Genomic DNA, 14755 nt, shown 5'->3' with positions numbered 1-14755 from the left:
AGCAATTTTTACAATATCTTATTCCCTTATAAAATTCATTACTGTAAAAGTTTCACATTTATAATTTTACAACTAAGTTCGCCTCGTACATAGGATTTTAGATATGGGTATCAAAATAAAAAAACAGGCTCTCCGAAAACTCGGAAAGCCTTATTTAATGCTATTTCTAGCTTCCTCGCCTTTATATTTTAAGGCTCGGGATAAAAAGGTTCACTGGACCTTTTTATTTAGCGATTGGGTAAACAGAAACCTGCTTTTTATCGCGTCCTTTACGTTCAAAGCGTACTACGCCTTCAACTTTAGCGAACAAAGTATCGTCTCCACCACGTCCAACGTTTACACCTGGGTAGATATGTGTACCACGTTGACGGTAAAGGATTGATCCACCTGTTACAGTTTGTCCGTCAGCTGCTTTAGCTCCAAGACGTTTCGCTTGTGAATCACGTCCGTTTGATGTAGAACCTCCACCTTTTTTGTGGGCGAAAAGTTGCAAGTTGTTAAGAGTCATTTTTAACATAATGTTTTCCTCCGTGTTAGTTTTCTGTGATAACTCTGGTTTGGACGAACTCAGAAGAGTTCTCCGATAAGTTTGCCATACCTAAGAAAAATGATTCAAAGAATAACTGGGTCATTTCTCTCTGGTGTGAAGGAAGATCTTTTGGAATTTCAACCATCAGATAGCCACCTTCATCTTCGTTTAATTCTAGGATTGGTTCATAGCCTGCAAATTTTTCAATAGAATTGATAAAGTTAATGGCAAGCGTAGAAACCGATGCACACACGACATCTAAGCCGTATTCGCCACTCTCGGCGTGTCCAGTAATTTCCGCACTCCTCAGCTCGCCATCTTCGGCTCTCTCAAAGACTGCTTGTATCATGTGTTCTCCTTAAAATTAAGCGTTGATTGCGTTGATGACAACTTTTGTATATGGTTGACGGTGACCTTGTTTACGGTGGCTACCTTTTTTAGGTTTGTACTTGTAAGTAACAACTTTCTTTTGTTTTCCTTGTTTTTCAACAGTTCCAACTACAGTAGCTCCAGCAACAAGTGGAGTTCCGACAACAGTGTTTTCACCACCAACAAGAACAACTTCGTTAAAAGTAACTTCTTGACCAGCTTCAACGTTCAATTTTTCAACGTAAACTGCTTGACCAACTTCAACTTTAACTTGTTTTCCGCCAGTTTTGATAATTGCGTATGTGCTCATTATGCACCTCCTATGATTTTTATGGGTTTCCCCGAATTTTTTGTGAAGACTCGCCTAGCATCGTGGGACGAACCACTTAAACTTGAATAATCAAGCAACGATGTTCGTGCGGTTGCACAGGAACGTGCATAGTCAACTCTTCAAGTATAGCATATCTCCTGTTTTCTTACAAGTAATAACACCTAAAATGAAGCTTTTTCTTGTACTTTTTTCCGCCACTTGGCAAAAAGCATGCTGAGGTAAAAAATACTCATCATAATAGGAACACCAAGAATGGTCTTTTCATGATAGAAAATCGTCAAATAGGCTGAAAAGACAACGCCAAGGACAAAACTACTAAGCAGGCTAACAAATATGAACCCTTCACGCAAAAAAGGAGTGTGCTTGGTTCGGAAATAATCTCCAAAAGCCAGCATGGTCCGCTTAATATTTCCTGTCATAAAGGCATTATTATAAGCAATACCCGACACTTCTCCAAAAGCAGTTGTCACCAGTCCCATACAGAAGGACAAGGGTGGTACTAGATAGATATTATCCACAGTCTGAGGCACAAAACCAATAACTATTGATAAGATTGCCAAAGGAATCAGTGACAGAATCGGTTTTTTCACAATTCTCAATTTTTCCTTATAAACAGTTAATAAAAAGACCCCCATCATAAAAGCTAACAAGGTGAGAATCTTGTCCCTAACATCTGAAACATTATTTTGGATTAATTCTACTGATAGAAAGACGACATTCCCAGTTTGTCCAGCTACAAGAGTATTCCCTCTCACAATAAAAGTATAGGCATCTACATATCCTGCACAAAAAGTCAAAAAAAGCGCTAGCCTCTTAGACTGACGTGATATTTTTCTTATAGGTAATAACCTCATTTTCCCTCCCATTTCATTTACTTATCTCATTATTGTACCACTTTCTTTGGAAAAGACCTAGTAGCTTATTTGAAATTTTTTCCCCTCTGTTGGATAGTCTCGTCTATCTATGTTATAATGAAAGAAGGATTTGAAATCGTAAAAGGAGTAACTATGCTTAAATTAGGTGTCATCGGAACAGGGGCTATCAGTCACCACTTCATAGAAGCAGCCCATTCCAGTGGAGAATACAAGCTGGTCGCAGTCTATTCTAGAAAACTAGAAACTGCGGCAACCTTTGCTTCTCGCTATCAAGATATCCAACTCTTTGATCAATTAGAGGACTTCTTCAAGAGCTCCTTTGATGTTGTCTATATTGCCAGTCCAAACTCCTTGCATTTTGCTCAGGCAAAGGCTGCCTTGTCTGCTGGTAAACACGTCATTCTTGAAAAGCCAGCTGTCACTCAGCCACAAGAATGGCTGGATTTAGTTCAAACAGCTGAAAAAAATCACTGTTTTATCTTTGAAGCAGCTCGTAATTATCACGAGAAAGCTTTTACTACTATCAAAAACTTTTTAGCAGACAAACAAATTTTGGGAGCAGATTTCAACTATGCCAAGTATTCTTCAAAAATGCCTAACTTGTTGGCTGGGGAGACACCAAATGTCTTTTCAGACCGTTTTGCTGGTGGAGCTCTTATGGATTTGGGGATTTATCCTCTCTACGCTGCCGTTCGCCTTTTTGGAGAAGCTCAGGACGCTACCTATCAGGCTCAACAGCTTGACAATAGCATGGACCTAAATGGAGACGGAATTCTCTTCTATCCTGACTTTCAAGTTCATATCAAGGCTGGGAAAAACATCACTTCCAATCTCCCTTGCGAGATTTATACGACAGATGGAACCCTGACGCTCAATACCATCGAGCATCTTCGCTCAGCCATTTTTACCGACCATCAAGGCAATCAAGTCCAGCTCCCTATCCAACAGGCTCCTCATACGATGACTGAGGAAGTCGCTGCATTTGCACAGATGATTCAGCAACCAGACCTGAATCTCTACCAAACTTGGCTGGATGATGCAGGCTCTGTTCATGAGCTACTATATACCATGCGCCAGACTGCTGGCATTAGATTTGAGGCAGAAAAATGAAAACCAAACTACCGACTGAATGGCAAGAATTGAGTGACCAACTCGGTTTCCAAGAATTTACCCCCATTCAAACTCAACTATTTGAACCCCTTCTTGCTGGGGAAAACCTCCTAGGAGTAAGCCCAACAGGAACTGGTAAGACCCTAGCTTACCTCCTACCAAGTCTTCTCAGACTACAAAAGAAAAAAGCGCAGCAACTCTTGATTCTAGCACCAAATACGGAGCTTGCTGGACAGATTTTTGACGTATGTAAAACGTGGGCTGAGACTATCGACTTGACTCCCCAACTCTTCTTATCAGGTTCGAGTCAGAAACGCCAGATTGAACGCCTAAAGAAAGGACCAGAAATTCTGATTGGAACCCCTGGCCGTATCTTTGAACTCATTAAATTGAAAAAAATCAAGATGATGAATGTAGAAACCATCATACTGGATGAATTTGACCAATTGCTTGATGATTCTCAGATTCACTTTGTCGAGAAAATCACCCACTACGCACCTCGTGACCATCAACTCATCTACATGAGTGCCACGACCAAGTTTGACCAAGAAAAGATTGCGCCAAACACACGTACCATTGATCTCTCTAACCAAAAACTGGACAATATCCAACACTTCTACATGCAGGTAGACCAACGTCACCGAGTGGATATGCTGCGAAAACTAGCTCATGTGGAGGATTTCCGCGGTCTGGTCTTCTTTAACAGCCTATCAGACCTTGGAAGTTCAGAAGAAAAACTACAGTATCGGGATATCTTGGCTGTTTCCCTCGCTAGTGATGTCAATGTCAAATTTAGAAAAATCATCTTAGAAAAGTTTAAAGACAAGCAAATAACCCTGCTTCTTGCAACTGACCTTTTGGCTCGAGGAATTGATATCGATAGCCTAGAATGTGTCGTAAACTTTGATATTCCTAGAGATAACGAAACCTACACACACCGTGCTGGCCGTACTGGCCGTATGGGCAAGGAAGGTTATGTTATCACTCTCGTCACTCATCCAGAAGACCTTAAAAAACTCAAGAAATTTGCGAGCGTACGTGAAATTGTCTTAAAAAATCGAGAACTCTATATTAAATAAAGCCCCATTGCTCTATACACATTCGGTGTATGGAGCTTTTTTATAAGCAATTCAATTTTATACTCTTCGAAAATCTCTTCAAACCACGTCAGCTTCGCCTTGCCGTATGTATGGTTACTGACTTCGTCAGTCTTATCTACAACCTCAAAAATATGTTTTGAGCTGACTTCGNNAGTGTTTTGAGCAGCCTGCAGATAGCTTCCTAGTTTACTCTTTGATTTTCATTGAGTATTAGTTCAATATTTGAAAAAAAGAACCTTGCAATGCAAGATTCTTTCAGTGTCTGACTTAAATAATTGTTCTTCTGGGAACTAAATCGAATTAAGCTTCGATTTCTGTAACCATACCTGAACCAACAGTACGTCCACCCTCACGGATAGAGAATGTAGTACCTTGTTCTACGGCGATTGGGTGGATCAACTCAACGTCGATTGTCACGTTATCACCAGGCATTACCATTTCAGTACCTGCTGGAAGTTCGATTGAACCTGTAACGTCAGTAGTACGGAAGTAGAATTGTGGACGGTAGTTGTTGAAGAATGGAGTGTGACGTCCACCCTCTTCTTTAGTAAGGATGTAGACTTCACCTTTGAATTTAGTGTGTGGGTTGATTGAACCTGGTTTAGCGATAACTTGTCCACGTTCGATTTCATCACGTTGAACACCACGAAGAAGGACACCTACGTTATCTCCGGCAAGACCTTCGTCAAGTTGTTTACGGAACATTTCAACACCAGTAACAACTGCTTTTTGAGTTTCTTCTTTGATACCAACGATTTCGATTTCGTCGTTGACTTTAACGATACCACGGTCGATACGTCCTGAAGCAACTGTACCACGTCCAGTGATTGAGAATACGTCCTCGACTGGAAGAAGCAATGGTTTGTCAGTGTCACGTTCTGGTTCTGGGATGTACTCATCAACTGTGTTCATCAATTCCATAACGATGTCTTCGTATTTAGAGTCACCTTCAAGAGCTTTAAGAGCTGAACCTTGGATAACTGGAAGATCGTCACCTGGGAAGTCGTATTCTGACAATAGGTCACGGATTTCCATTTCAACCAATTCAAGCAATTCTTCGTCGTCAACCAAGTCAACTTTGTTCATGAAGACGATAAGGTGTTTAACACCAACCTGACGTGAAAGAAGGATGTGCTCACGAGTTTGTGGCATTGGTCCGTCAGTTGAAGCTACTACAAGGATAGCTCCGTCCATTTGAGCGGCACCAGTGATCATGTTTTTAACGTAGTCCGCGTGTCCTGGAGCGTCGATGTGAGCGTAGTGACGTTTTTCAGTTTCGTACTCAACGTGCGCAGTGTTGATTGTGATACCGCGTTCGCGTTCTTCTGGAGCAGCATCGATAGACGCATAGTCTTTAGGTTGGTTAACTGATGAAGGCAAGCGACGTGCCAAAACAGTTGTGATAGCTGCAGTTAGGGTAGTTTTTCCGTGGTCAACGTGTCCGATAGTACCAATATTAACGTGTGGTTTACTACGATCGTATTTTTCTTTTGCCATTTGAGTAAAAGCCTCCAATAAAATATATTTTATAGATAGACAGTAGGCAATACAGTCTAACTTTCCTTACTATTTTATCAAATTTCAGCTAAATTGCAAGTGTTTTACAACGTTTTTGTGAATTATTCTTAATCTACTATTCTAAACGGCACTTCTACTCCTATAACTTACCTAAAGAAAAAGAAAAATCAGGGTTCTCCTGACTTTTACTTAGCTAATTCTCTTTCTCGTTCTTTCATTATTTTATGATTTTCATACAAACGGGATAAGAACTTAGAAATTTCTTTTAAGATAGAATAGGTTGGCACTGCGACAATCATTCCAACTACACCATAGATATTGCTTGACAACAAAAGTAAAACCAAAATCGTGATTGGATGAACCTTCATAACACTTCCTACGATTCGAGGATATAAGATATTGCCATCTACCTGCTGAACAACAAGCATATAAATCACTGCAATCAGCATTCTATGGGGATCAGTGAATATATTTGCAATGATCATAGGAATCAAGCCAATACTTGGCCCCACATAAGGAATTAAATTGGCTACACCAGAAAAAATAGCAAAAACTAAAGCATATTTTAAACCAATAATACTATAGCCAATATAAGCCAAACAACCTATAATGATTGCGTCAATCGAAACTCCACTAATATAGCGAGCAATCGTCGCATTCAAATTCTTTAATAAGCCTGCAATATGCAAGCGATCCCTCTTTAGAATCGTTCTTTCAAGCATGGGCAAGAATTTATGTCCATCTAATAAGAAATAAACCAAAAAAACTGGAGTCATAATCAAAATCAAAACAGTACTGATAAGAGCTGACAAGACGCTCCCCACACTATTTGATACGCTATTTAGGATATTTTGAAGAATATCAACATAGGATAAGTTTAATTGCTGAATTGTAGCTTCTACATCCAAATTCTGGAGCGCAGGGTAATTAGATAAGTCTATGATTAAGTCTTGTACTCGACTATAAATAGTTTGACTAGATATAATCAAACTAGATAACTGATTAATCAAAATAGGTAAGAGATAGACAACACCTATGACCATTCCCCAGACCAAAGCACACAAGGTAATTAAAATACCAAGTAAACGATTGAGTTTACAGACTTTATTTAAGAAAGTAACAATAGGGTTTGTCAAATAATAAAGAAAGCCCCCTAATAAAAATGGAATCATAATTGTATTAAGCACGCTAACAAAAGGGTTAATCAAAGACCCCATCTGTCTCCATAGGTAAAAGATGATGGTTAAGAGTAAAATTTCTGTGGTCCAAAAAAATAATTTATTTCTACGAAACATGAGTTACCTCCCTCACTCTATTTTACCATATTTTCAAAAAGCTTAACGGATGAATTATTAAAGCAAGAATATTTTTTTTCTTTATGATAGAATAAAACTACTATGAAAAAAATATTTTTAACTTTATTAACTGTCTCCCTTTTAGGAGGTGCTTCTACTGTTGCTGCTCAAGATTTTAATATTGCTGCTAAACATGCCATTGCTGTTGAGGCAAATACTGGTAAAATTCTCTATGAGAAAGATGCAACTCAACCTGTCGAAATTGCTTCTATAACAAAACTGCTTACCGTTTACCTGGTCTATGAAGCACTCGAAAATGGAAGTATCACACTATCCACCCCAGTAGATATCTCTGATTATCCTTATCAATTGACGACAAATTCTGAAGCCAGTAATGTTCCTATGGAGGCCCGTAATTATACTGTCGAAGAGTTACTTGAAGCAACTCTGGTATCTAGTGCCAACAGCGCCGCTATTGCCCTAGCTGAGAAAATTGCTGGCTCAGAAAAAAACTTTGTTGATATGATGCGAGCCAAACTCCTGGAATGGGGAATCAAAGATGCCACGGTTGTCAATACAACTGGTCTGAACAACGAGACTCTAGGGGATAACATTTACCCAGGTTCTAAAAAAGATGATGAAAATAAGCTTAGTGCTTATGATGTTGCCATCGTTGCTCGCAACCTCATCAAAAAATACCCACAAGTTTTGGAAATCACCAAAAAACCTTCTTCTACTTTTGCTGGGATGACAATCACTTCTACCAACTACATGTTAGAAGGTATGCCTGCTTACCGTGGTGGTTTTGATGGACTGAAAACCGGAACAACAGACAAAGCTGGAGAGTCTTTTGTTGGTACTACTGTCGAAAAAGGCATGAGGGTTATCACAGTTGTTTTGAATGCAGACCATCAAGACAATAATCCTTACGCTCGGTTTACAGCTACATCTTCCCTAATGGATTATATTTCTTCTACATTCACACTTCGCAAAATCGTTCAAAAAGGCGATGCCTATCAAGATAGCAAAGTCCCTGTACAAGACGGAAAAGAAGATACAGTCACTGCTGTTGCCAAAGATGATATCTCTCTAATTGAACGTGTTGGGAATCAATCTTCCCAATCTGTTCAATTCACTCCCGATTCTAAAGCAATCCCAGCACCACTTGAAGCTGGAACAGTGGTTGGCCATCTGACTTACGAAGACAAGGACTTGATCGGTCAAGGTTACATCACCACAGAGCGCCCTAGTTTCGAAATGGTTGCAGAAAAGAAAATTGAAAAAGCCTTCTTCTTAAAAGTTTGGTGGAATCAGTTTATCCGATTTGTTAACGAGAACTTATAAAACATACTGGGCAATAACTTGCTTCAAAATAGAGACAGAGAAAGAAAATGTTAAAGTCAAAAACGCATGGTATCAGGTACTAAAAAACTTGATATTATGCGTTTTATTGTGGTAATATTTACTTCGTTTTCTCCTAAAATTGAATTTTATCCCAGTATTTGTTGAGATATTTTTTTCATTACTTTAGGAAGACAATTACTAATCTCCGTTGGCAAGACCACATACTGTTCTTGAGCTAGTTCTTGGGCAATAGCTGAATGAAGATGGGTCGCTACTGCCACACGCTCGTAGAGACTAGCTTGTTTAAACTGGCCTGCAAATCCTGAAATCATTCCAGCAAGCGTATCTCCCATACCACCAGTCGCCTGATAGGGACCGCCAACCTGTAACTGGTAATAATCAGACTGGCCAACTTGCCAAATACGAGTAGTTGGACCTTTCTCTACCAAAATTGTTCCTTGAGGGAAAGAAGTCAGGGCACTAGATGTTGTATCTTCGTTTTGCTTTTTAATCGTAATACCAGACAGCTTTTCCCATTCTTTTTGGTGGGGAGTTAGGATAAGCTGGTTAGACGGAAATGACAAACTTGTTCTGGCAAGAATAGTCAAAGCACCTCCGTCTACAATCAAAATCTGATTCTTTTTTGAGCTAGCAAAGACCGGTTTTACTAGATTGTCTCCAAAAGCATCGTCTCGTAAACCAGGCCCCAGCAAGACAACTTCTGCCTTCTCCAATTGCTCTTTTAACAATTGCTGGTCTTGAAGAGAAAAGGCCATAGCCTCAGGTAAATGACTGTGCAGAGCTGGAATATTTTCCCTGTCCGTTCCAACGGTCACCAAACCAGCTCCGCTTTTAACAGCTGCCAAAGCCGCCATGATGATGGCACCACCATAAGGATACGTCCCACCAAGCAAGAGCAGACGGCCATAGTCTCCTTTATGACTGGTACGAGAACGTTCAATAATGACTTTTTCTAATAATGCTTGCTCAATCACTTTCATAGTTTCTTCCTCTCGCATTTATTATACAACAAAAAGGAGGCGCAGACCTCCTTTTGTAATCTTATATCTAAAATTTAATAGACTGTTCGCGAACGATTGACACAATTCGATTTGGTTAATTCATTCTTAACGATGGTTTTAAATGATATACATTTTTATATATACAAATTAAAAACATCTTTCGTTTCACTTCCTACGACTTTTTAGATAAAGATAGCCAAAGAAGCTTTCATAGAGGGCAAAAAAGAGGAGGAAGGCATGAAGGAAAAAGGTCTCTGGTAAAATCAGAATCACTGGATCCTTGGCTGGGTCAAAAAGCCAGGTATCATCTCCCACAAAGAGAATTTGATGGAAAAGGGTAAAGAATTGGTCAAAACCAATCAAAACTCCCCCAAGCCCAATCAGCAAAGGCAAGACTACTAGAGCTAGGAGACTTTTACAAAAGAGAGACAAAAAGCCCTTTTTTACAATCCTATTGACAAAGAAATAGAAACTTGGCAGTGTCACTAGAGCTACTAGCTGAACCAAGTGGAAGAGGTTCTTGACCACTGCAAAGTGATGCAGACCAGCTACTGACGAACGAAAATCTGGCATCTGTAAGACCTGACTAAAAGGATTGGTCAGGTAATTCATCAAGATATGAAAGTTGTACTGAATGGTTTCTGGTTTTAGATAAACTCGATCCGTCAAGTTCAGCCACTCAATCTCCAAAGGATAAAAAATCCAAGCCAAATAAATGGTCAGAAGGATTGAAAGAGAGAAGAGAAAGAGCATAGAGCCCCAAAAGGTCAGTTTAGTTTTCATCAAAATTCCACTCCGCAAGGCTAGAAACCACATGAGTCGGTGCGATTGGCAGGTTTGCTACTTCTTCTGCCTTGGTAAAACCTGTCGTCACCAAAAGCGTTGGAATGCCATTGTCAATCCCAGCCCGGATATCAGTCAAATAATTGTCCCCAACCATGATCAACTCTTCACGTTCCAAGCCTAAGTGCTCAACCGCCTTGTCCATAATGATAGCATTTGGTTTCCCGATATAAACAGGCTTCACTCGTGTTGCTACTTCAAGTAGCGTAATTAGTGAACCAGCACCAGGCAAAAGACCGCGTTCTGTCGGGATGTTGAGGTCAGGATTGGTTCCGATAAAATGAGCTCCCTTTTGGATCGCAAGAGTTGCTGTGGCAAATTTTTCATAGTCAACTTGCCAGTCCAGACCTACTACCACATAGGCTGGATTATCCTTGTCTTCCACATAACCAGCCGCCTTGATGGCTTCCTTGAGACCTGCTTCTCCGATGACATAGACAGTCTTTTCCAGTCCCAAGTCGTTCATATAGTCGATAGTTGCCAAAGTCGCTGTGTAGACAGTCGATAGAGGAGTATCGATATTAAAATTCTGAGCCAGCATCTCCTGAACACTCTCAGGAGTGCGGGTTGTATTGTTAGTCACAAAGAGATAGGAGATGTCCCGCTTTTGCAATTCATGAACAAAAGCCTCTCCTGCTGGAATTCTATCTTTCCCCTTATAAATGGTTCCGTCTAAATCAATTAAATAGCCTTTATATTTCATCTATTTCTCCCTAAGCCTTTTCTATTTCTTGCCAAGTAATAATAGCCTGTGCATTGGTAACACCGTCGCTTGTAATCTCATGCTTGCTTTCCAGTTCAGTCCGTTCAACAGCCGATGTAATCACCCCACCTGGTCGAACTTCCTTGACATACTTGAGGTTGATTTTCTTGGGAATATAGTGGGTCAAAAAGTCCGCTCCCATGATCTCAAAAATCCAGTCCAAGTATTTACTGTTATTGACATGGCCATTCATATCCAAGTCGTAAAAACGAACATGGTAATCCTTGCTGACTGGCTCTTCCAAGGACTCATACTTTGGTCCACGGATGAGCTTTTTATTAAATTCAGACTGGTAAGGAGCCACAATCTCAGGTTCGACAGCATGGACTTTTCGACTGTCTCGATCCATGAGAACAAAGGTCGCCAACATGTGGATGAGTTCCTGACCTGCTTCATCATAAATGGTAAAGCGACGGTAGCAAAAGAGTCGATTGTAACTCAGGGCCTCCGTTTCGATGGTAATTTCTTCCGCAAAACGAGGCAAACGAACCACCTCAATATCATAGTCTGTGATAATCCAGACCAGATTATAGTCTTCCAAAATGACCTTATCACTAACTCCTAACTCAATCGACTGCATCCCTGAAACTTGCAGGGATAGCAAAATCACATCTGGAAGCTTGATATGACCGTTCATATCAGCCATATCAAAAGGAATTTTCATTTTCATTTGATAAGTTAAGCCCATGATCCTACTCCAAAATAAATCGTTCTGCTACGGTGTCTCCTAAAAAGAGACCTCTCTTTGTCATACGCACGCAGTCACCCTCTATTTGCATGAGACCTTGTTGAACCAAGTCTCTGACAACTTCTCCATATAGTTCATCAAAAGATCGGCCAAATTTTTCCTCAAATCGCGCCATGGAAACCCCGGATTTTTTGCGGAGCCCCAGAAACATTTCTTCTTCCATTTGCTCTTTTTGACTCAGGTGTTCTTCTGTGATACGCGCATTGCCTTCCTCAACTGCACTCAGATAATGACGAATGGGACCATGGTTTTTATAGCGAATACCATTGACATAACCAGATGCTCCAGCACCGATGCCATAGTATTCAGCATTGTCCCAGTACATGAGATTGTGGCGACTTTCAAAACCAGGTTTGGAGAAATTAGAAATCTCATAATGCTCAAAGCCTGCTCGCTCAAGCTCAGTGATGATGTACTCAAACATCTCCGCTTCCAGTTCCTCCTTAGGAAGAGGCAATTTCCCACGTCGCATACGATTCATAAAGACTGTGTGGTTTTCTAAAATCAAGCTATACAAACTCATATGGGGAATATCCAGCCCAATGGCCTTAGCCACATTGTCCTTGACCTGCTCCATGGTCTGACCAGGCAGTGCATAAATCAAATCAATGGAGATATTGTCAAAACCAGCCAGTTTCAAACGGTCGATATTTTCATAAATATCCTTCTCCAAATGACTGCGTCCAATCTTTTTCAGCATTTTGTTATCAAAAGTTTGCACACCTAGTGAAACACGATTGACAGCCGAGTTTTTCAAAACAGCTATCTTATCCGCGTCCAAGTCGCCTGGATTGGCCTCAATGGTCAACTCTTCCAAGGCAGATAAGTCCAAGTTTTTAGTCAAGCCCTTCAATAACACCTCCAACTGCGAAGCTGACAGGGCTGTTGGTGTTCCACCACCGATGTAGAGGGTTCGCAACTTTTGAATATCATAAGATTGAAACTCTTCTAACAGATGTTCCAAATAACTATCTACCGGCTGATTCTTGATAAAAACTTTTGAAAAATCACAATAATAACAAATCTGGGTACAAAACGGGATGTGCACATAGGCTGACGTTGGTTTTTTCTGCATAGTACTTATTATACCACAAAAGCGAACAATACTTAGAATTCCGTTTAACAAAATCCTAGCATTGTTCGCTTTCTTTATCTAAACATTCTTTGTATTTTATGACGAACACGATTCCCAGAACCAATCTAGTTTGTCTTTACAATACAAAAGAATGAATGTTTATTTGACTAAATTTTTAGTCTTCTTTTTTCTTTCTAAGAGCAAGTCCGAGACCGCCTAGCATACCAAGAAGTCCGAGAGATGCAAGAGTCGCACTTGATTCTGTTCCTGTATTTGGTAATACATTTTGAGAATCATTTGACTTAGCTCCATTATCACTATCACTAGCATCTGTAGTATCTTCATGATTTGCATTTGGAGTAACTGCATCTGGAATTGGAGTTGTTGGTGCAGGCGTAGGCGCAGGTGTATCTTGACCAGAACCTCCATTAGTGTCAGGTTTGACTGGCGTATCAGGTGTCACTGGTGCAACTGGATTTGTATCTGTTGGTGTTGCTGGTGTTACCTTAGCTGGAGTTTCTACTGGAACTTCTACAGCTGGTTGACCTGGTTCAGTAATCTTACCTGTACCTGGAACTTTACCGTCTGGTAATTCACTGTTTGGTATTGTAGCTTTTCCGTCTTGTCCAATTATTACGACAATTGGTGTGCCATTCTTACCTGGAATTTCTACCTTCGTTCCTGGTGGATATGTTGAACCATCTGGTTTCTTAGGCGTTACTGTAACGTCACCTGTATTTGGATCTTGATAAACATCTAGTGTTGGTATCTTACGGGCTGGGGTTGTTACAATTACTTCTACAGGATCTTTTCCTGGTTCAGTAATCGTTCCTTTTCCTGGTTCTATTCCATCTGGTAAATCTTTATTAGGTATAGTTCCTTTTCCGTCTTTTCCAATTATTACGACGATAGGTTTACCATTCTTACCTGGTATTTCTACCTTAGTATTTTCTGGATATAGTGTTCCATCTGGTTTCTTAGGTGTTACCGTCACATCCCCTGTATTTGGATCTTGATTCAACTCTACTGTTGGTGTCTTACGAGCTGGGGTTGTTACATCCACCGGATTAGATGGTTTCTTACCTGGTTCTGTTACGGTTCCTTTTCCTGGTTTAGCTTCTTTTGGAAGTTGGTCATTTGGAACTGTTCCTGAGCCATCTTTTCCAATTGTCACTACTATAGATGTTCCATTTTCTCCTGGAATTTTCACTATAGTACCTTCCGGATACGTTGTTTTATCTGTTTTCTTCGGTGTGACGACTGCATCTCCATTTGGTTTTATTGTGATTTCAATTGTACCTAATTCTGCCGTTTCTGGCGCAGTAGGATCAATTTTCCCAGGCGTCTCTACCTTCACTTCAACTGTTGGCTTACCTGGTTCCTTAATCCTACCTGTTCCTGGAGTATCTTCATCAGGTAAATCATTATTTGGAACTGTTCCTGTTCCATTATTTCCGATTGGTACAACGATTGGCTTGCCATCTTTCCCTGGAATTTCTACCGTAGTTCCTGGTGGATATGTTGAGCCATCTGGTTTTTTCGGTGTGACGGTGACATTTCCTGTAGCTGGATCTTGTGTCAGCTCTACTGTTGGAGTCTTACGAGCAGGTGTCGTTACAGCTACTGGTTGTGACGGTTTCTTATTCGGCTCTGTTACAATTCCTTTTCCTGTGACAGCTTCTTTTGGAAGTTTATCATTTGGAACTGTTCCTGAGCCGTTATCTCCAATCGTTACAATAATAGATGTTCCATTTTCTCCTGGAATCACAACCTTAGTTCCTGATGGATATGTTGTTCCATCTGGTTTCTTAGGTGTTACTACTGCATCTCCAT

The 14755-nt window shown here is 40.3% G+C and carries 15 protein-coding genes and 1 other annotated feature; of the genes, 3 read left to right on the top strand and 12 right to left on the bottom strand.

All coding sequences use genetic code 11. The features are described from left to right. Window positions 1-223: 223 nt before the first annotated feature. The 4 genes from rpmA to HT724_RS06735 form a co-directional block, all read right to left on the bottom strand. Window positions 224-517: a 50S ribosomal protein L27 gene (rpmA, locus tag HT724_RS06750; RefSeq protein ID WP_000916509.1), complete on the bottom strand. Its 294-nt coding sequence runs from the start codon at window positions 515-517 to the stop codon at window positions 224-226. Between the two features lie 16 nt (window positions 518-533). Next, window positions 534-878, bottom strand: coding sequence for a ribosomal-processing cysteine protease Prp (locus HT724_RS06745; RefSeq protein WP_000613699.1), 345 nt, complete (start codon window positions 876-878; stop codon window positions 534-536). Window positions 879-893: 15 nt separating this feature from the next. After that, on the bottom strand, window positions 894-1208 hold the full coding sequence (gene rplU, locus HT724_RS06740; protein ID WP_000109141.1) for a 50S ribosomal protein L21: 315 nt from the start codon (window positions 1206-1208) through the stop codon (window positions 894-896). Window positions 1209-1244: 36 nt separating this feature from the next. Beyond that, window positions 1245-1332: a sequence feature (ribosomal protein L21 leader region), on the bottom strand. A 58-nt stretch (window positions 1333-1390) separates the two neighbouring features. Beyond that, on the bottom strand, window positions 1391-2095 hold the full coding sequence (locus tag HT724_RS06735) for a YoaK family protein (RefSeq protein ID WP_173275673.1): 705 nt from the start codon (window positions 2093-2095) through the stop codon (window positions 1391-1393). A gap of 141 nt (window positions 2096-2236) precedes the next feature. On the opposite strand from HT724_RS06735, the gene HT724_RS06730 reads away from it, so the two are divergent. Further along, on the top strand, window positions 2237-3214 hold the full coding sequence (locus HT724_RS06730; protein ID WP_173275670.1) for a Gfo/Idh/MocA family oxidoreductase: 978 nt from the start codon (window positions 2237-2239) through the stop codon (window positions 3212-3214). Further along, window positions 3211-4293: a DEAD/DEAH box helicase gene (locus HT724_RS06725; RefSeq protein WP_173275667.1), complete on the top strand. Its 1083-nt coding sequence runs from the start codon at window positions 3211-3213 to the stop codon at window positions 4291-4293. The genes HT724_RS06730 and HT724_RS06725 overlap by 4 nt, the downstream gene beginning before the upstream one ends. Window positions 4294-4614: 321 nt before the next feature. Here the strand turns inward: HT724_RS06725 and tuf are convergent, their stop codons facing one another. Then, on the bottom strand, window positions 4615-5811 hold the full coding sequence (tuf, locus tag HT724_RS06720; protein ID WP_001040724.1) for an elongation factor Tu: 1197 nt from the start codon (window positions 5809-5811) through the stop codon (window positions 4615-4617). Window positions 5812-6017: 206 nt separating this feature from the next. After that, window positions 6018-7127: a cell elongation protein CozE gene (cozE, locus tag HT724_RS06715; RefSeq protein ID WP_050079225.1), complete on the bottom strand. Its 1110-nt coding sequence runs from the start codon at window positions 7125-7127 to the stop codon at window positions 6018-6020. Between the two features lie 102 nt (window positions 7128-7229). Between cozE and pbp3 the strand changes: the two genes are divergently transcribed. Then, window positions 7230-8471 carry a D-alanyl-D-alanine carboxypeptidase PBP3 gene (pbp3, locus tag HT724_RS06710; RefSeq protein WP_173275664.1) on the top strand — a complete coding sequence of 414 codons (1242 nt, stop codon included), beginning with the start codon at window positions 7230-7232 and terminating at the stop codon, window positions 8469-8471. A gap of 146 nt (window positions 8472-8617) precedes the next feature. Here the strand turns inward: pbp3 and HT724_RS06705 are convergent, their stop codons facing one another. The 6 genes from HT724_RS06705 to HT724_RS06680 form a co-directional block, all read right to left on the bottom strand. Next, window positions 8618-9472 (bottom strand): NAD(P)H-hydrate dehydratase, encoded by an 855-nt coding sequence (locus HT724_RS06705; RefSeq protein ID WP_173275661.1) that lies wholly within the window; start codon window positions 9470-9472, stop codon window positions 8618-8620. A 186-nt stretch (window positions 9473-9658) separates the two neighbouring features. Next, window positions 9659-10276, bottom strand: a complete 618-nt coding sequence (locus tag HT724_RS06700) for a TIGR01906 family membrane protein (RefSeq protein WP_173275658.1) — start codon at window positions 10274-10276, stop codon at window positions 9659-9661. Continuing rightward, complete coding sequence (locus HT724_RS06695; protein WP_173275655.1) at window positions 10266-11039, bottom strand: TIGR01457 family HAD-type hydrolase; 774 nt, start codon at window positions 11037-11039, stop codon at window positions 10266-10268. The genes HT724_RS06700 and HT724_RS06695 overlap by 11 nt, the downstream gene beginning before the upstream one ends. 10 nt (window positions 11040-11049) lie before the next feature. Further along, window positions 11050-11787 (bottom strand): acyl-[acyl-carrier-protein] thioesterase, encoded by a 738-nt coding sequence (locus HT724_RS06690; RefSeq protein WP_173275651.1) that lies wholly within the window; start codon window positions 11785-11787, stop codon window positions 11050-11052. A 4-nt stretch (window positions 11788-11791) separates the two neighbouring features. Then, entirely contained in the window at window positions 11792-12922 is a 1131-nt protein-coding gene (gene hemW, locus HT724_RS06685) for a radical SAM family heme chaperone HemW (RefSeq protein WP_173275648.1), read from the bottom strand. Between the two features lie 175 nt (window positions 12923-13097). Then, window positions 13098-14755, bottom strand: a 1658-nt coding sequence (locus HT724_RS06680; RefSeq protein WP_173293570.1) for an LPXTG cell wall anchor domain-containing protein, incomplete at its 5' end; no start/stop codon positions are given.

This window comes from Streptococcus sp. k-402 (assembly GCF_013277515.1).
Classification (GTDB): Bacteria; Bacillota; Bacilli; order Lactobacillales; family Streptococcaceae; genus Streptococcus.
This window is presented reverse-complemented; position numbering and strand designations above follow the sequence as displayed.